The 18,579-nt window shown below is 40.3% G+C and carries 18 protein-coding genes and 1 pseudogene; 4 read left to right on the top strand and 15 right to left on the bottom strand.

The annotated features are described in order from the left end of the window. Positions 1-93: 93 nt before the first annotated feature. The 3 genes from ABTP35_RS04750 to ABTP35_RS04740 all read left to right on the top strand — a co-directional run bounded on the left by ABTP35_RS04750 (position 94) and on the right by ABTP35_RS04740 (position 2,849). Positions 94-1,032, top strand: a complete 939-nt coding sequence (locus ABTP35_RS04750; protein ID WP_224836306.1) for a mevalonate kinase — start codon at positions 94-96, stop codon at positions 1,030-1,032. 10 nt (positions 1,033-1,042) lie between these two features. Further along, entirely contained in the window at positions 1,043-1,948 is a 906-nt protein-coding gene (locus tag ABTP35_RS04745; RefSeq protein WP_293298884.1) for a geranylgeranylglycerol-phosphate geranylgeranyltransferase, read from the top strand. A gap of 61 nt (positions 1,949-2,009) precedes the next feature. Beyond that, a complete protein-coding gene (locus ABTP35_RS04740) occupies positions 2,010-2,849 on the top strand; it encodes a pseudouridine synthase (RefSeq protein ID WP_293298887.1) in 840 nt (279 codons plus the stop codon). An 18-nt stretch (positions 2,850-2,867) separates the two neighbouring features. Here the strand turns inward: ABTP35_RS04740 and ABTP35_RS04735 are convergent, their stop codons facing one another. Next, positions 2,868-3,293, bottom strand: a complete 426-nt coding sequence (locus ABTP35_RS04735; RefSeq protein WP_293298890.1) for a hypothetical protein — start codon at positions 3,291-3,293, stop codon at positions 2,868-2,870. A 120-nt stretch (positions 3,294-3,413) separates the two neighbouring features. Here ABTP35_RS04735 and ABTP35_RS04730 point away from each other — a divergent pair. Continuing rightward, positions 3,414-3,491 (top strand): annotated as a pseudogene (locus ABTP35_RS04730) (rRNA pseudouridine synthase); the annotation flags it as partial. A gap of 91 nt (positions 3,492-3,582) precedes the next feature. Here ABTP35_RS04730 and ABTP35_RS04725 read toward each other — a convergent pair. From ABTP35_RS04725 to ABTP35_RS04660, 14 genes are all read right to left on the bottom strand, one after another. Next, a complete protein-coding gene (locus tag ABTP35_RS04725; protein ID WP_293298893.1) occupies positions 3,583-4,026 on the bottom strand; it encodes a hypothetical protein in 444 nt (147 codons plus the stop codon). A gap of 183 nt (positions 4,027-4,209) precedes the next feature. Beyond that, positions 4,210-4,983 (bottom strand): class I SAM-dependent methyltransferase, encoded by a 774-nt coding sequence (locus ABTP35_RS04720; protein WP_293298896.1) that lies wholly within the window; start codon positions 4,981-4,983, stop codon positions 4,210-4,212. A gap of 215 nt (positions 4,984-5,198) precedes the next feature. Then, positions 5,199-5,693 (bottom strand): RDD family protein, encoded by a 495-nt coding sequence (locus ABTP35_RS04715; RefSeq protein WP_293298898.1) that lies wholly within the window; start codon positions 5,691-5,693, stop codon positions 5,199-5,201. Positions 5,694-5,956: 263 nt separating this feature from the next. Next, positions 5,957-8,194: a DUF5916 domain-containing protein gene (locus ABTP35_RS04710; RefSeq protein ID WP_293298901.1), complete on the bottom strand. Its 2,238-nt coding sequence runs from the start codon at positions 8,192-8,194 to the stop codon at positions 5,957-5,959. A 61-nt stretch (positions 8,195-8,255) separates the two neighbouring features. Continuing rightward, the gene (locus ABTP35_RS04705) at positions 8,256-8,789 is read right to left on the bottom strand and encodes a dihydrofolate reductase family protein (RefSeq protein WP_293298904.1); all 534 of its coding nucleotides are present in this window, start codon (positions 8,787-8,789) and stop codon (positions 8,256-8,258) included. Between the two features lie 312 nt (positions 8,790-9,101). After that, positions 9,102-9,932, bottom strand: coding sequence for a DUF5694 domain-containing protein (locus tag ABTP35_RS04700; RefSeq protein ID WP_293298909.1), 831 nt, complete (start codon positions 9,930-9,932; stop codon positions 9,102-9,104). Between the two features lie 176 nt (positions 9,933-10,108). Then, entirely contained in the window at positions 10,109-11,389 is a 1,281-nt protein-coding gene (gene argH, locus ABTP35_RS04695; protein WP_293298912.1) for an argininosuccinate lyase, read from the bottom strand. A 68-nt stretch (positions 11,390-11,457) separates the two neighbouring features. Continuing rightward, positions 11,458-12,528, bottom strand: coding sequence for a M20 family metallo-hydrolase (locus tag ABTP35_RS04690; protein ID WP_293298915.1), 1,071 nt, complete (start codon positions 12,526-12,528; stop codon positions 11,458-11,460). Then, complete coding sequence (argB, locus tag ABTP35_RS04685) at positions 12,525-13,304, bottom strand: acetylglutamate kinase (protein ID WP_293298918.1); 780 nt, start codon at positions 13,302-13,304, stop codon at positions 12,525-12,527. The genes ABTP35_RS04690 and argB overlap by 4 nt, the downstream gene beginning before the upstream one ends. 77 nt (positions 13,305-13,381) lie before the next feature. Then, the gene (locus tag ABTP35_RS04680; RefSeq protein ID WP_224836319.1) at positions 13,382-14,320 is read right to left on the bottom strand and encodes an acetylornithine carbamoyltransferase; all 939 of its coding nucleotides are present in this window, start codon (positions 14,318-14,320) and stop codon (positions 13,382-13,384) included. Further along, complete coding sequence (locus ABTP35_RS04675) at positions 14,320-15,465, bottom strand: aminotransferase class III-fold pyridoxal phosphate-dependent enzyme (protein WP_293298921.1); 1,146 nt, start codon at positions 15,463-15,465, stop codon at positions 14,320-14,322. Before ABTP35_RS04675 ends, ABTP35_RS04680 begins: the two co-directional genes overlap by 1 nt. Positions 15,466-15,467: 2 nt before the next feature. Then, positions 15,468-16,262: a pyrroline-5-carboxylate reductase gene (proC, locus tag ABTP35_RS04670; protein WP_375334468.1), complete on the bottom strand. Its 795-nt coding sequence runs from the start codon at positions 16,260-16,262 to the stop codon at positions 15,468-15,470. Positions 16,263-16,342: 80 nt separating this feature from the next. Next, a complete protein-coding gene (argC, locus tag ABTP35_RS04665; RefSeq protein ID WP_293298924.1) occupies positions 16,343-17,317 on the bottom strand; it encodes an N-acetyl-gamma-glutamyl-phosphate reductase in 975 nt (324 codons plus the stop codon). Next, a complete protein-coding gene (locus tag ABTP35_RS04660; protein WP_293298927.1) occupies positions 17,314-18,501 on the bottom strand; it encodes an argininosuccinate synthase domain-containing protein in 1,188 nt (395 codons plus the stop codon). The genes argC and ABTP35_RS04660 overlap by 4 nt, the downstream gene beginning before the upstream one ends. Positions 18,502-18,579 lie beyond the last annotated feature (78 nt).

Genomic DNA, 18,579 nt, shown 5'->3' with positions numbered 1-18,579 from the left:
CAATTGGGAATGCTATTTTTATCGATAGAATTTATTTGTTCATCAAATTTTATCAAAAATTAAACAAAATTGTTTGTATCTTAGTACTGTAATATGAAAGGTCCATTGTTTTATTCCAAGATATTGTTGTTTGGAGAGTACGGTATTATCAAAGACTCCAAAGGATTGTCCATACCTTATAATTTCTTTAAGGGAGCATTAAAGTGGGACAAGAACAATTCGGAAATGGCCCAAGAATCCAACAAAAGTCTAAAAGCTTACGCAGCGTACCTAAAAGCGCTGGAAATTAAGGAAGAAGGCTTGGTCTCTTTTGATATCGAAGCTTTGGAAAGGGATGTGGCCGAGGGTATGTATTTTGATAGTTCGATTCCGCAAGGTTATGGAATTGGGAGCAGTGGCGCTTTGGTGGCTGCCATTTACGACCGTTACGCTACGGACAAGATTACGGTTTTGGAAAACCTGACGCGCGAAAAGTTACTACAGTTGAAAACGATTTTCGGAAAAATGGAATCTTTTTTCCATGGTAAATCTTCCGGATTGGATCCATTGAACAGTTATTTAAGTCTGCCTATTTTAATCAATTCCAAGGATAATATCGAATCTACCAGTATACCCTCCCAAAATACCGAGGGCAAAGGAGCTGTTTTTTTGTTGGATAGCGGCATTACTGGCGAAACCGCCCCGATGGTGCAGATATTCATGGAAAATATGAAGCAGGAAGGATTCCGCAATATGATCAAGGATCAGTTTATTAAACATACCGATGCTTGTGTGGAGGATTTCCTGAATGGCAACATAAAATCCTTATTTGGTAATCTAAAGCAGCTATCCAATGTTGTTTTTGACAACTTTAAGCCGATGATTCCTTCCAAGTTCCATCAGCTTTGGCAAAAAGGAATCGAGACCAACGATTATTACCTAAAACTGTGCGGATCGGGAGGAGGAGGTTATATATTGGGCTTTACCCAAGACCTCGATAAGGCAAAAAAAGCTTTAAAGGGACATACTTTGGAAGTGGTTTACAACTTCTAAATGCCAATACATGCTCAATAGAAAAAACAAACTCTTGCTTTTTAAGCTGTTGAGTCTGTTCTCTGTGGTTAGAGGGTACAATATTCTTGTGATCACCCTAGCACAGTATTTGGCTTCCATTTATATTTTGGCACCCGATATTCCTCTTGGTGAAGTGGTTTTGGACGCAAATCTATTTATGATCGTTACGGCCTCTGCACTCACCATAGCCAGTGGGTATATCATCAATAATTTCTACGATGCCGAGAAGGATTTGATCAACAAGCCCACGAAGAGTATGTTGGATCGTTTGGTAAGCCAACGTTTTAAGCTCACCACCTATTTCATACTTAATTTTTTGACCGTTTTTGCAGCAAGCTATATTTCGTTCAGAGCAGTGCTGTTTTTCTCTTCCTATATTTTTGGTATTTGGATCTACTCGCACAAGCTTAAACGCATTCCGTTTATAGGTAATTTGGTATCGTCCACATTGGCAATTGCGCCATTTTTTGTGGTTTTTGTGTATTATCAAAATTTCCAGGCGGTAATTTTTGTGCACGCCATTTTTTTGTTCCTGTTGATCTTGGCGCGTGAAATGATCAAGGATTTGGAAAATATGGCCGGCGATATGGCGCAGAATTATAGGACCATACCTATTTTGTATGGTCCCAAAACGTCCAAAACGATGATTTCCCTTTTCATTGTGCTCACCTTGATTCCTGCGCTCTTACTTATTAAAACCTTCGATGTTGGATATATGTACCTCTACTTTGCGGCATGTATTGTGCTCTTGGTGCTGTTCTTGGTATTATTGTGGAGGGCAGATGCCAAAAAACACTATGTATGGCTGCACAACATTATAAAGTTTATTATCGTGGCAGGAGTTTTTAGTATTCTTCTGATCGATGTGGACGTGGTGCTGAACCGAATATTGTAATTCTTTGTGCTTTAGATTTTTTGGAGTGTAAAAAGAGTACATTTGCAAAAAAATACGACTGATGGCTAAATCAGACAATAGAGGAAGAAGACCTTCTAAAAACTACAAGGGAGGGAACCCTAAAAAACCATTTGGCAAGGGTAATGCACCAAGGCCAAAACAGGAGACTGCCAAGAAAAAATCCAACCCGGACGAAATACGGCTGAACCGCTATATAGCCAATGCCGGTATTTGTTCCCGAAGGGAAGCCGACACCTATATAGCTGCGGGCAATGTGACGGTGAACGGGAAACCGGTAACCGAAATGGGATTCAAGGTAAAACGTTCGGATGATGTACGTTTTGATGGTAAACGTCTCAATTTGGAAAAGAAAGAGTATGTTCTGTTGAACAAACCCAAGAACTTTATTACCACAACGAGTGATGAAAAGGGGCGCCGAACGGTTATGGAGCTGGTTTCCAGTGCGTCGAACAATCGTTTGTTGCCCGTAGGTCGATTGGATAGAAACACAACTGGATTGTTGCTATTTACCAACGATGGTGATCTTACCAAAAAACTCACCCACCCTAAGCACAATGTGCGTAAAATTTACCATGTGCATTTGGATAACAATCTATCCTTGGCAGATTTCCATAAAATTGGCGAAGGGTTGGAATTGGAAGACGGACCTATTACCGTGGATAGCATTAGTTATATACAAGGTGCACCAAAGCGGGAAATAGGAGTGGAGATCCATAGCGGGCGTAACCGGATCGTTCGCCGAATTTTTGAACATTTGGGCTATACAGTAACCAAACTGGACCGTGTAATTTTCGCTGGATTGACCAAAAAGGATTTGCCCCGTGGCCATTGGCGGTACTTGACCGAACAAGAGGTGATCAATTTGAAGAATATAAAGTAGTAATAGATAATTGGTTCTCTATACATACCTGATTTTAATACTGCTATAACCTCCAAGACTGTCGTATCCACACCAAATATGTCCCCAAGTAAAATTTCTGGTGGCTCCAACTTCGTGTTGTAGCCATGCAGTACAGTATTCCAAATGCTTTAATTCATCTTCATAACTCCAGTGGGTCCAACTTTTTTTAAACATAAATGGACCGGGACTTATAAAAATTTCTAGCATAAAGAGTCGATTAAGTTCAAAACTTAAACGGAAAATGTAATAATTGTTTTCAACCTTTACATTATTAAACTTTAGTTTTTGTTCGATTGCATCGATGGAACCGATAATTTCTGCACTTTCTCCAAGCTTTAGGTCTTTTAAGATTTTGAAAGCTACTTGTGGTCCAAATTGGATGTCCTGCCCAATGGTTAGGGTGCCGGATTTTTTGTCGATCATAGTTTTGTGGTCAATTAATCAAAAACCAATTTCCAAAAAATGTGGGGCAAGACAACCCCTCAATTGATCAAACCACTATTTGAATTGACGTAGATATCAATTCCGTGTTAAAATGCGACTAAGTTGGACCGTGTAATTTTCGCTGGATTGACCAAAAAGGATTTGCCCCGTGGCCATTGGCGGTACTTGACCGAATAAGAGGTAATCAACTTGAAGAATATTAGGTAATACTTTTAAGGGATTATTGAGGAGGTAAGACTATATAAATAGAGGTTAGCTATTGTTTGTGCTACAGCCGTTGCAACTTTTTGATCCTGACCAATGGTCCAGGACACAATGCTTTATGACAATTTAGGCAACTTACTACCATTGTATTGTAAAGACTGTCCATTTGTTTTGCTTTTGCAGATTCCAAATTTTTGATGCTTTGTAAATACAGGTCGGCAAACACTTTATACTGACCTGAAGCTGTTTTTTCAGGTTCGGTCGCATGGGCAGTTAGCATTTTCTCATGGTCTATGTTTAATTTTACAGGTCTTCCATTGGCTATTTGCTGTTTGATCGATTCCGCTTCATCGAACATTTCTCTCATTAAAATTGCCAGTTCGCTATCGCCATTCGGATTTACCGATTGTTGAATTTTGTTCTTGCTAGTGGTTTGTTCCTTGTTTTTTTCTGTACAGGAGGTTGCAGTAATTAAAATAACAAGTGAATAAGTAAGTATGTTCTTCATTAATAATAGGCTACAATGATAATTATTGGCCGAATTTACTTTATTGTGGCCACTCTCTCATAAAAGGACAAGTGAATTTTGTTAATGGCTCTAACATAGGCGCAAACTGTAGGTTTTATTTAACTGATGTGCCATTTGAGAAGCGTTTTGCAAGTTTAACAATCAACTAATCAGAGTTTGCAACTACTTACGATTGTCGGGTTTTCTACAATGATAAATTTTCTCTGAGGTATCAAATCCGTATTTAAATTGCTCTTCCTTTGAGAATGTATTTACAAAGTCATCCTCCTTTACCTCAAAGCCTACGTTTGCCAACCTGTCCTTATAGTCCTTACCGTACCATCTTACATGGTCTCGCCTACCAAACGCCTTCAACCGCCCTTTTTCCGTGGTTATGGAAAAATCTTCGTAGGTTGTTTCCCTGTTGTAATCAATAGGTACCTGGAATATGCCAAAACCGCCAGGCCTCATAACTCTGAACAGCTCCGACATGGCAAGTTGATCGTTGGGAATATGCTCCAATACATGGTTGCATAGAATAAAGTCAAAAGAACTGTCATCAAAAGGAATTTTGGTGATATCGACTTCCATAATTTTGGTTTTTCCTTTGTAGTTATAAACGTGTGGAAATAGGTCGCATGGGAAATATTCAATCTCCAGAACATCTGAAAATAGATTGTAGAATACTTTTTCTGGGGCAAAGTGGAGCAATCGCATTGGATGGTTGATCAGTTCGTTATCTTGAATGTATTTCCAGACCAACCTGTGCCTTTCCAATGAACCACAATTGTGGCATTGTGCATTTTTTCTTTTTGTATTGCCAAAGATTCCAAATTCCCGATAGTTGGAATTGCAGATAGTACAATGGACTACATTCCCTTTAAATAATTTTTCCTTTCTCCATTTTCGGTACTCCCTATGCTTTTCTTTTAAAGAGAATTTGGTCAATCCCATCATATATTTTATCCTTCCATTTGGTTATAAAAAGATAAAAGTGGGGAAAGTACTCTGATTTTTCTCTTGTCAATTGACCAATGCCCGTTATGAGTTGACGGATGATGAAAACGGGGAGGAATACTTAAAAAAAGGAGTTAAGTTTAAATGGAATAAGTAACCTTTTTTGATAATGATAGATTGTCTTTATATACTTATTAAGATGGTGCTTTATCAATCTATTTCTTAATAATGATATTACTTTTAAGTTCTCGAATCACGTATGTTTTTGCTATACTATCATGCCATGTAAGACATTTTTTATCTCCTAATGCGACTAAATACCCTATATATAGCATTAGTCCAGAAACATTTTTTATAATATTTCGAAGAAAGGATTTTTTAAATGATATTCGATTATAATTAAAATCAACAACTTTAATTCCCAAAATAATTTTACCGGGTGTTCCTTGTAACTTGGAACATTCAAAAAAAGATCTATATAATATTCCGATAAGAGGAATTCCAATAATAAAAAAGAGAATTATGCTTATCATTAAAGCTCCGCTTAAATCCTTATCAATATCAAAATCTATTTTGCTGACTTGCCTAATCACTTTAGGGAAAATGAACATTAATATAAAGATGACAAGGACTATGTCAATGAGTAAAGCTCCTAACCTCATTCCAAAACTTGCATACTCTAAATTTTGATTCGATTTTGTATTTGTCAAATTACAAAGTGCTTAAAAGATAAAATTCATAAAAATAATTTTAAAAGATTAGTTAGAATTGACCAATGCCCGTTATGAGTTGACGGATGATGAAAACGGGGAGGAATACTTAAAAAAAAGCAATCAAAAATACCGTTGTTGCCCAATGGAGTTCGGTATTGGAATATTTTCTTTTGGTAATAATGCTATTACTGGCCCGTCACCCATCCGATTGATAGATTTTATGAACTGAAAAAACCACAAGCTCGGTCCGGGCTGCAGTATTATCTATTGAACCAATATGTAAACTTAAGTGTCAACGACCATAGATTTCCTTCGAGCGGTGATAACTGTTCGTTGTTGTTAAATACCAAAAAGAGGTCGGAGGCTGGGGCATATCGCCATTGTAAACGGGAGTTGATGCCAAAGTTATTGCTCTGTTCGTTGTATTGGAAAAGCGTGTTCCAAAACAATTTGTTGGTAAAAGTAATGTCCGTCTCGGTGCCAACGAGCCAAAAATCCGTAGTGTGCCAAGGGTCTGGTAAATCTAGGTTGTTGTAGCTCAGGTTGGCGCGCAAGCTCACATAAGGCTGAAAACGATACCCTACGTCGGCATTGAAATTGGTTCTATACCCACTGGAAAAATAACGACCCAGCCTTGTGGTCAAATTATAGGTAAATAAACTTTTGGGTTTGGAATTGTACGTGATGTAAACTCCGTTCCAATGGTGTCGCGTGCCAGCGGCCAGTTGTTCTTTGCCCGTATTTGTTGGGTCAAAAGGGGCCAAAAGCCTAACATATTCGTTAAACACATCAAAACTAAAAGAACTACGATCCATAAAATCCACCCCATACCCAACAATGGAAACATAGTCGGTGGACGTCATGTTAGGATCAAAATAATAAAAACCGGTGAATTTTGGGCCATGGCTTACCACCGTTTCACTGGCCGGCAAGAATTGATACCCCAAAGAACCTTCTGTTTTTATGTAATTGTTTCGTGGAACAAAACCCACTTCGGAAGTAAAGTTTTCGGAAATATATTCCTGTTGCACTCGCCAGTTCCAATTACGGCTACTATATTCCAAATGAGCTCCCTGTGCAAAACCATCGTAGGAAGAATCGGGGCCAAAGGATTTTAACATGAATATCTTTCCATTGTACTTATTATCGGCCGAGGCCAAATTATACTCCAATCCCAGATTACGGTTGAACTTGGTGTATCTAGTTTTTAGACTATCGGCCAAATTGGTATAGTCCAAAGATTCCTTGTTTACGAACATCAACCCAATATTCGAGCGCGAGAACACCTTTTGCTGTAATGAAAGCACGGCAAAGTTTTGACCGGGAAGCCCTGTTTCGTCCACATTGTCGGTTTGCATGTCCATAAGTCCCAACCTTAGGTTTCGGTTTAGATTACCGCTAACCCTTGCTCCGGCAATTATGGGTACGCCCAAACCAATTCTACGAGAAAAGAAAGGGCGTATTTCGCTATAACCGAAATTGGCAAACAGGTCTGCATTTTCAAGGAAAAATTGACGCCTTTCCGGGAAAAAGAGTTCAAAACGGGTCAAATTGGCCACTTGTCTATCTGCTTCGACCTGTGAAAAGTCGGGGTTTATGGTCAAATCTAAATTTAAAGATGAGGTGATTCCCAATTTTACATCGCCACCCACTTTAAATTCATTTTCATAGGAAATGCCATCTATACTGGAATTGCCTACTGTTCCCAAAACATAGGGAATCAATGAATAATTTAGGCCTTGTTTAGGCGGGGGATTGTCCCATACCATGGTTCCGCTGTATGCCAATGATGATGTCGGGAACTGGCGGGGAATGGGCACCCAACTGGATTTTTCATTGGTGCTCAGGTCCAATCTCGAAAAATTTACGCCCCATTCCTTTACACCTTTTTCATACCGGATGGATTTAAACGGGATGGCCATTTCCACAACCCATTTATCTTCGTAACTCTGGACTTCCGAAACCCATTTACTGTCCCAATTCAAGTCTATGCTCCCACCGTTGGACATGGTGCCATCCCATTGTGCGCCATAGGCATTGGTACCAAAACTGAACCCAGTGGTCTGGTTGTTAAAGGGGTCCATAAACCACAAAAAGTTATCGTTGCCGTTAAAGGAGAAATCTCTACGTAGCGATTCCACGACATAAGAGTTTCCGGGAGTTTTATGAAAGGTGGCCAAGAGATAAAGCTGCTTGTCGTCGTAGGCCATCCGTATTTCCGATGGTTGTGTGGCTTTGCGATCGTCCATGGGCAATACCATGAAAAAATCCTTTGCCGGTTCAGCTTTTTGCCATGTGGCTTCGTTGCCGATACCATCAATAATAAAAATTTCATCCGTTTTGAACAGATGTATTTTAAAATCTGCATTCTTCTTTTGGGCTTGGGAGAACACACAAAAAAGCATGGTCAATGCCATGGGCACGGGGGTGAGGTTGGTTCGGTTGATCATTGTTCGTTTAGTGCCATAAAAGTAATCATTTGCTCTGATTACTGCCAATGAATCATTTTTGCCTTGGGAGAAATGTTAAAGCGCTATACTAAAGAAAGGAGGAAGTTTTTCAATCTTTTTTAGTGAAGGTCAATATCTGTAGCCCATCCGGAAACGATTGCTTTTCCGTAAGATCCCAATTGACACTTGACTTGGAGGTGCCAAAAATTTTAGTGCCTCCTCCTAGAACAATAGGATTTAGTTTAATTTTTAGTTCATCAATTAATCCATTGTCCAATAACCAGCCAGAAAATTGTCCGCCACCACAAAGATAAATGTCGGATTTTGCATTTTGTCGAATTTCGTTTACACGTTCAACACTCGGTTTTTCTACGGTTACCATATCGGATGTATTTTCAATAGTTAAGGTGTTGGAAAAGATATGGTGTTTCATATTCGGGTAAGCGGGCTGACCGGGTTCAAGACCATATTGGTAACCAAATTCGTAGGTTTTACGCCCCATAATGACCGTTTTGAAATTAGCTAGATCGGATTTGTATTTCTCAACTCCTTCTCCATGCATCATAAACTTGCTGATATCATCATTCTCACCCGCAATGTACCCATCTATGGATGAGGCAACATAATAGACTATTTTTCTCATAATAAATTTTTGATAGCCCGCCATCGGAATCTATTTAATAGTTAAATGGAAAGCCCTTCAGTTAACGAGAGAAAAGTAGTAAAATTAAATTATCAAATAATAGCTAATTGATAAATGGGCTGTTTGAATTGATGGATTTAGGATGAAGCGGAAGGGAGCCATTTAGGTGTTGCACTTATCGGCTTCGTGTAAGGTTGGTTGTGTGGTTTAGTATTTACCTTAACAGGTGCGTACCGAATTTAAAATCTGCCAGGGTTTGCAAATAGGCTTGTTCCAAGCAATTGAATCATATGTTGTAGAGCATGGTACTTTTTAATAATCAGTATATTCATTAGGATTTTCTAATTGAAATTTTGGGCTATTTTCCAGAAAAATGTCAAAATAGGCAGTGTGTGTTGCTCCTAAAAGGATAAAGACTCTGTCATTTTCGGTCATTTCTATATCATTAAAATTGCTGAACATTTTTAGATTCCGTTGGTAGAATTTAGTGATTTCATCAACTCCTTCCTGATTTCCTGTGGTATGTTGTGTCGCCAGAAAATTGTATAGGTCAAATGTTTCCATTTTATATTCTCTCGTGTTAATCGTCCTAAATTGTTCTTTAAATTTTAAAGCATTAACTCTCTTATAGTTATTCATGACTTGTGAAATGTAAAGACTGTCGGCGACTTTTTTATTAGCAATCTCCACTAAACTTGGGTAATTAAAACCTGTTTGGCTGTCTATCCCGTAAATTCGATTTGTACCACTCAACCGCGCCACTTCAAGTCCGATCGAATTTAATTCGTCCGAATAATTTAGTCTTTTAGTCTGGTCTTTAACATATTCTAAATAGGTCGAAGCTATATAGTCATTATTCTTAGGTTCTAGCTCAAGACAAATAATGGTCGGTTTAAATTCAACGATTTTTTCAACGAGTTTTTTTAGATCAGCTTTTTCATTTGGGTCATTCAAGTCAATTTGAGAAGAATTTGCGTCTGATGTTTGGCTTAAATGAGCAGTTCCAAAATTAAGGACTCTAATTTTTCCGTTTATTTCGGTTTCAGAGTTTTGTTTGTTTTTACTGTTTTCTTTCTCATTTTTGATTTTGGTATTGCAACCAACTAAGATTAAAGTTGCCAATCCAATTAGTAGTTTGTTCATTGGTTTAATTTAGTTCTTCTTGTTTAAGCACAGCAATAAAGATATGATTCGTTTTAATGAATTATATCGACAAATATGAAGTTAGTGGTTTTCCGATTGGATTTCTAGTAGAAATTGATCTTTACCCTGTTCCAAATGACGGATTTACATATATGTCGAAAATTAGAGCTTTTGTGTTAAAAAAGCTTCTCCATTTTTTCTTGTATCTCCACTAAACACAAATTGCCCAAACTTCCCTCATGAGTGTGTTCAATGTCTCGCTTAGGCTTAAAATTACCGTTTTCTATGGCTGTGCCCATAGTTTTATAGGCATCACGGAAAGGCATTCCACTTTTAACCAGTTCGTTCAAAGTATCCACACTAAAAAGATAATCGTATTTGGGGTCGTCCAAAATAGATGGGTTGACCTTGATTTCTTTAAGACTAAAGGTCATCATTTCCAAACAGGCATGCATGTCCTGTAATGCCGGGACAACTACTTCTTTTACCAATTGAAGGTCCCTATGATAACCACTGGGCAGATTGTTCGTGATCAATATCAACTGGTTGGGCACAGCTTGAATTTTATTGCATTTGGCCCTGATCAATTCAAAAACATCTGGGTTTTTCTTGTGGGGCATAATGCTACTTCCCGTAGTGAGCTCGTTCGGAAATGAGATAAAATCGAAATTCTGGCTCATGTACAGGCAAATATCCATCGCCATTTTGGAAAGGGTGGCAGCAACACTCGAAATTCCGAATGCAGCGGCTTTTTCCACTTTGCCACGACCCATTTGTGCAGCTACCACATTGTATTTTAAAGTGTCGAAGCCCATTTCGGTCGTGGTGAAGCTTCTGTCAATCGGGAACGAGCTACCGTAACCAGCGGCACTTCCCAATGGATTTTGGTCCGCTGCCTTGTGGGCTGCTTGCACAAAGTATAAATCATCTATTAAACTCTCGGCATAGGCAGAAAACCAAAGCCCGAACGAGGAGGGCATCGCAATTTGTAAATGGGTATATCCGGGCAGCAATACATTTTTATGTTTGTCGGCGAGTTTTAGCAATAGATCAAAAAGTGACTTTACCTGATTTTTAATCTCGGTAAGCTCATCTTTAAGATATAATTGCATAGCCACTAAAACCTGATCGTTTCTGGAACGTGCCGAATGGATTTTTTTGCCGGTGTCGCCCAATTTTTCGGTAAGTACAAACTCTATTTTTGAGTGCATATCCTCAAAATCCTTCTCGATTGTGAACTTTCCTTTTTCAATATCCTTTGCGATGGAGTTCAATGCTGTTACAAGGTCTTTGGCCTCGTTTTGAGATATAAGACCTACCTTTCCCAGCATTTTAGCATGTGCTTTTGAAGCGATAACATCATACTTTGCCAATACCAGATCTAGTTCACGATCATCTCCTACAGTAAAATGGTCTATTTTTTTATCGGTACTAAATCCTTTGTCCCAGAGTTTCATACTATTCAATTATCAGTTGTCAATTATCAATAAACAATGGCTCATTTTAATTACTGGTTTGTCATTGTTTATTGCAAAAATCCTGTTAGTGTTTTGATGTAAATATTTATACCTTCTTTTATTTCGTCCACAAATATAAATTCGTCGGCAGAGTGCGATCTTGTACTGTCGCCCGGACCCAGCTTTACCGATTGGCACGTTAAAGCGGCCTGATCGGACAACGTAGGTGAACCATAGGTTTTTCTTCCAAGAGCCAGGCCACTTTTTACCAAATCATGTTCAGGGTCAATACGAGAAGAGTTTAATCGAAGCGATCTAGGAATCATTTTACAAGGAGCTTCCTTTTGTAATATATCGGCAATTTCTTGATTGGTGTAACGATCGTTCACGCGCACATCTATCACCAAATCCACATGGCCGGGCACTACATTGTGCTGGTTTCCGGCACTTACTTGGGTCACTGTGAGCTTGACCTTTCCAAGGGCATCGGAAACCTTGTCGAACGAGTAGTTTTTTAGCCATTGCAATACTTCTATGGTATTGTAAATTGCATTATTGTCGTTGGGGTGCGCGGCATGCGAAGGAGTGCCTTCGACAACCGCATCGAATACCACTAGTCCTTTTTCGGCAATGGCCAAGTCCATCAAAGTGGGTTCGCCCACAATGGCAACATCGATTTTGGGGAGAATGGGAAGGAGTGAGCGAATACTCTTTTCACCGGCATCCTCTTCCTCTCCGGTTGCAGCCATAATAATATTATGGCTCAGATTCTCATCTTCATAAAAATGGACGAATGTGGCCAAAAGGGAGACTAGACACCCACCTGCATCGTTACTGCCCAGTCCGTACAATTTGCCATCTTCAATATGGGCATTAAAGGGGTCTTTGGTGTATGCACTGTTGGGTTTAACGGTATCGTGGTGGGAGTTGAGCAACAAAGTGGGCTTGCTTTCATCAAAATATTTATTGAAGGCGTATATATTGTTGTGCTGTCTTTGGGTTTTTACCCCAAAACCTTGCAGAAATTCTGCAATGGCATCACCGGTTTTATCCTCTTCTCCGGAAAACGAAGGGGTCCCGATCAGTTTTTTGAGGAGTTCAATGGCTTTTTCGGTCAATAAAGTTTGTGTTGGTCTCATAGGGTCAAAGTGGTATAGTCGGTATTGTTGGATTCGAGCATTTCGGTGTTTCCGATGCAAACCTTACCTACTTGATTTCGAAGTGCGTAAAAGCAATTATGCATTTTGGGAAGCATTCCATCGGCAATAATGCCATAGGCCAGAAGTTCATCGTAATCTTTGGAATTGATATGATGGATTACGGAGTTGTTGTCTTCTATATCTTGCAGTACTCCCTTTTTTTCAAAACAGTAATATAATGTGGTCTCGAATTGCTCGGACATGGCTATGGCCAATTCGGCAGCTATGGTGTCCGCATTGGTATTCAGCATTTGCCCTTTACCGTCGTGCGTAAGGGCACAAAAAATAGGTGTAAAACCAGCTTGAAGCAATTTAAAAATGCCATATGTGTTCACAAGGTCCACATCGCCCACAAAACCAAAATCAACATTTTTTTTAGGTCTTTTGTGAGCTCTAATGGCATCGGCATCGGCTCCGCTCATTCCAATGGCATCGGTACCCAAGGCCTGTAATTTTGCCACGATTTTTTTGCTGAACAATCCTCCGTACACCATTAGGGCAATTTCGAGAGCTTCCGCGTTCGTAATTCGTCTACCGTTCACCATTTTGGATTCTACTCCCAATTGATTGGCCAATTCGGTCGCTTTTTTGCCTCCGCCATGGACCAAAATTTTGTTTCCATCTAATTTGGAGAACAGATCTAGTACACGTTTGCACCCTTCGACATCTTCAATAAGATTGCCTCCTATTTTTACAATGGATAATTTTTGTTTCATCTGTTTTGTGTTATTTATAATGTGTCAGATGTTGTTCACATTTTAAGGTTTGGTTGTAAAGGCAATTATACTCCTTTTCATATATTTTCCAGTAATTTTTTTAATACAATTTGAGCGGAAAACACTCTATTTTTAGCTTGCTGGACCACCAAAGATTGTTTCCCGTCCAATACGGCATCTTCCACGATCATATTTCTCCTTACTGGCAGGCAGTGCATAAATTTGGCATGCCCCAATTTCTTTTCTGTAATGGTCCAATCGGTGTCCTTGCTCAGTACTTTTCCATAATCGGAGTAGCTGCTCCAGTTTTTCACATATACAAAATCGGCTCCTTCCAATGCCTTGTTTTGGTCGTATTCAATTTGGCAACCTTGGGTCAACCTTGGATTTAATTCATATCCCTTCGGATGGGTGATCACAAAATCGGCGTCCTGCATCCGCATCATTTCTACAAAAGAGTTCGCAACCGCATGCGGCAAGGCTTTGGGGTGTGGCGCCCAAGAAAGCACTACTTTGGGTCTTTTCTTGATTTCATTTTCCTTTAAGGTGATGGCGTCCGCCAAAGCTTGAAGTGGGTGCCCCACCGAACTTTCCATATTAACTACAGGAATTGTGGCATAATTGGCAAAACCGGTGATTACTTCTTCGGATTCGTCCTTTTCTTTGTCCACCAATCCGGCGAATGCCCTAATGGCCACAATATCGGCATATTCGGATACCACTTGGGCGGCCTCTTTAATATGCTCCGATGTTCCTTGATCCATAATGGTGCCGTCACCATATTCCAACGCCCAGCCTTCGTTGCCAAAGTTCATGATCATTACATCCAAACCTAATTGCATGGCCGCTTTTTGTGTACTTAAACGGGTTCTAAGGCTATTGTTGAAAAATAGCAGGCAAATGGTTTTTCGTTTGCCTAGACCCTCAAACTGATAGGGGTCTTTTTTTAGGGCGATAGCTTCATCTACCCAATCGGGTAGTGATTCTATATCGCTAACGGTTAAATAATGCTTCATTATACTACTTTTTTTAGCCCATCAAAGAACAGGTCTATATCTTTTTTTGTGATGTTCAATGCGGGTAAAAATCGTAACAGCTTCTTGTTTTTGGCACTTCCAGTGAACATGTGCTGTTCCACGATCATTCTTTTTCGCAGCGGAGCAACTTCAAAATTAAACTCCAGTCCGATCATAAGTCCTCTCCCTTTTATATTTTTGATTTCTGTTATTTCCGATGCCTTTTCCCGAAAATACGCCCCTAGTTCGGCTGCGTTTGTAATCAAGTTTTCTTTTTCCAACACTTCCAGAACGGCCAAACTTGCGGTACAGGCCAGGTGGTTTCCACCAAAGGTGGTGCCCAAAAGCCCGTAAGAAGGTTTAAATGAGTTGTGAATCAATATGCCGCCCACGGGAAAACCGTTCCCCATTCCCTTGGCTATGGAAATAATGTCGGGTTGCACACTTCGACTCCGCTCAGTGTCCAAATGGTGTTGAAAGGCAAAGAACTTTCCACTTCGGCCGTAGCCCGATTGTACCTCGTCCGCAATCAGGACAACCTGGTGTTCCTTGCACTTTTTTGCAATGAATTGGAAGAATTCCGTGGTAGGTTCATCGAGTCCCCCCACACCCTGAATTGCTTCAATGATTACTGCGCAATATTCATTGGATTGAATTGTTTTTTCAAAAGCATCAAAATCGTTCAGTGCCAAAAAAGTCACCTCTTGTTGTTTATTGATCGGGGCGTTGATATTTGGATTGTCCGTAGCGGCCACTGCTGCAGAGGTTCTTCCGTGAAAACTGTTGGTAAAGGCGATTACTTTGGATTTTCCAGTGTGAAATGAGGCCATTTTTAGCGCGTTTTCGTTGGCTTCTGCCCCAGAGTTGCACATAAAAAGATCATAGTCCTCGCAACCGGATAAACGGCCCAACTTTTCTGCAAGCTCCTTTTGTAATGGATTTTGAACAGAATTGCTGTAAAACGCAATGTTGTCCAATTGCTCTTTTATCCGTTTTACATAGTGTGGATGTGTGTGTCCAATGGAAATTACGGCATGACCTCCATAAAAATCCAGATATTTTTCCCCTTTATCGTCCCAGACTTCAATGCCTTTGGCCTTGGTTGGAGTAACATCGTATAACGGATATACGTCAAATAATTTCATTTTTATCCTTTTCTTATTTCACTGATTTTCTCAAAAGATGTAACAATTCCCCTGATCAAGGAAGAACTTAATCCTTGATGCTCCATTTCGTTCAGACCTTCGATGGTACATCCTTTGGGTGTGGTTACTTTATCTATCTCTTCTTCCGGATGACTGCCCGACTCTATTAAAAGGTTGGCCGCCCCATTACAGGTATGCATGGCCAATTCCTGGGCTTCTTTTACATCAAATCCCAATTGTATGGCACCTTGGGTGGTGGCACGGATCAATCGCATCCAAAAGGCAACCCCACTTGCGCATATAACAGTTGCCGCCTGCATTTGCCCTTCTGGAATTTCCAGGGTATGTCCCATTCGGTTAAAAATGGCCCTTGCCAGATCAACCCTTTTTTTGCCCAATTCGTTGCTGCAGATACACGTCATGGATTTGCCTACCGAAATTGCTGTATTCGGCATACTACGGATGATGAATTTATCCGAACCGATGATCTCTTCAATTTTGGAAATACTGAATCCTGTAATGGTACTGATCACCACATGTTTTTCGGATAGAAGATCTTTGGTTTCCTCTAAAATGGATGTGAATTGCCCGGGTTGTACCGCAAAAACCAAGATGTCGGAATTTTTTACGGCTTCCTTGTTGTTGGCTGTGACCGTTACATTGCCGTATTTTTCGAACTCCTGAATGGAATCGGTGTTCCTTTTGGTCAGGTACATGGTCGTGGCGCCATTGCTGTGCAAAATCCCCTTTGCGATGGCCAGCCCTAAGTTGCCCGCCCCTATAATAGCTATTTTCATAATTTTCTTTCTTTATTATTTCCGTGTAGACGGAAATCTAGTTTTACATAATCCCTTCGACTACGCTCAGCCTTCTTGTTTTAAAATACTCCTGCTTTTAACAATAGACCTTCGGATTCTGGAAATCCGAACATCAAGTTCATGTTCTGTACCGCTTGTCCGGATGCTCCTTTCAATAAATTATCGATAGCAGACGTAACCAATAAAAGCCCATCGTGCCGGTGCAAATGAATATGGCACTGATTGGTGTTTACTACTTGTTTCAGGTGTAGTTCCCCATCCGAAAGATGGGTGAAAACAGCGTCTTTATAAAAATCGTGGTAAAGGTTTTTTGCTTCTTCCAAACTGCCGTTATAGTTGGTGTATGCAGTGGCCAGGATTCCTCGCGTAAAATTGCCCCGATTGGGCAAGAACATTAATTTACCTACAGATTTCCCGTAAGAATTGAGGCTTTCCCCAATTTCTCCCAAATGTTGGTGCGTAAACGGTTTGTACCAGGATACGTTATTGTTCCTCCAGCTAAAATGTGATGTTGGGGATAGTCCAACTCCAGCTCCGGTGCTTCCTGTAACTGCGTTGATATGTACATCTGTACCGAGCAAACCTGCTTTTGCCAATGGTAACAATGCCAATTGGATAGCTGTTGCAAAACAACCTGGATTGGCGATGGCCTCCGCAGCTTTTATGGCAGACTTGTTCAATTCGGGAAGACCATAAACAAATCTTTGACCATTAAAGTTCGAATCGGCCTGTAACCGGAAATCGTTGCTGAGGTCAATAATTTTTGTAGCAGAGGAAAATTTGTTTTCGTTCAAAAATGTGGTGGAATTTCCATGCCCCAAACAGAGGAAGACTACATCTATATTTGAATTTATTTTTCCAGAAAAATACAATTCTGTTTGTCCTAACAAATCTTGATGGGCGGAGGTTATTGGTTTTCCTGCTCGGGTAGTGCTGTACACAAAATCGATTTCGGTCCGTGGATGATTGAGCAAGAGCCTTATTAACTCACCTCCCGTATATCCTGAGCCACCTATAATTCCAGCTTTTATCATGATTCTTGGTTTACGTGGTTGGCGATTTTTCCAGAGTTAGATAGGATCTTAATGAATCCTTTGGCCTCGTCGGCGGTCCATCCTTTGTTCATTTCACCATAACTTCCAAAGGAAGCATTCATTAAATCGTGTTTGGATGTGATTCCGTTCAACTCGAACCGGTAGGGGTGCAAGGTCACAAAAACATCACCGGAAACATGTTTTTGAGTGTCGGTCAAAAATGCCTCGATGTTTCGCATCACCTCGTCAAGATAATTGCCCTCGTGCAGCAACATTCCGTAAAAATTGCCCATTTGCTCTTTTTGGTATTGCTGCCATTTGCTCAGGGTGTGTTTTTCCAGCAAATGGTGGGCTTTTATAATGATCAAGGGTGCTGCCGCTTCGAAACCGACCCTCCCTTTGATACCGATTATGGTATCGCCAACGTGAATATCCCTGCCAATGGCATATTTTGATGCTATTGCGGATAGCTTCTCGATATTGGCCACGGGTGTGTCCGGCTCACCATCCAAAGCCACTAACTCACCATTTTTAAAAGTAAGTTTTAGTTCTTTTGGCAGTTCTTTCTCCAAGGGGCTTGGGTAGGCGCTTTCGGGCAGGGATAGATGTGAGGTCAGGGTTTCATCACCTCCTACAGATGTTCCCCATAGTCCTTTGTTCACCGAATACTTGGCCTTTTCCCAAGAATAATCTATCCCGTTCTGTTGCAGATATTCGATTTCTTCCTCTCTGGCGAGTTTTTTGTCCCTTATCGGGGTAATAATATTGATTTCCGGGGCCAAGATTTGAAAAATCATATCAAACCTTACTTGGTCGTTACCGGCCCCTGTGCTTCCGTGTGCGATATATTTAGCACCGATTTTTTTGGCGTGGTTCACAATCTCGATAGCCTGAACGATTCGTTCCGCACTTACGGATAGGGGATAGGTGTTGTTTCGGAGAACATTTCCGAAGATTAGATATTTGACCACTTTGTTATAAAACGTGCCTATGGCATCGATGGAAGTGTAAGATGTGGCACCCAAAGCAAGTGCTTTTTCTTCAATGTCCTCGATTTCAGCTTTGCTGAATCCTCCAGTGTTTACGCTTACTGCATGTACTTCGAAGCCCTCTTCTTTGGAAAGGTATTTGGCACAGTATGAGGTGTCCAACCCGCCGCTATAAGCTATAACTAATTTTTCCATTTTGATTCTTTATGTGTTGTTTTCCAGTCGAGTACGATCGAATGGAAATGCATTCGATCATGTTCGAACAGATTTCTA

The organism is Flagellimonas alginilytica (assembly GCF_042134605.1).
GTDB classification, from domain to species: domain Bacteria; phylum Bacteroidota; class Bacteroidia; order Flavobacteriales; family Flavobacteriaceae; genus Flagellimonas; species Flagellimonas alginolytica.
Note: the sequence above shows the minus strand (reverse complement) of the source record. Positions and strands in the feature narration are given on the sequence as shown.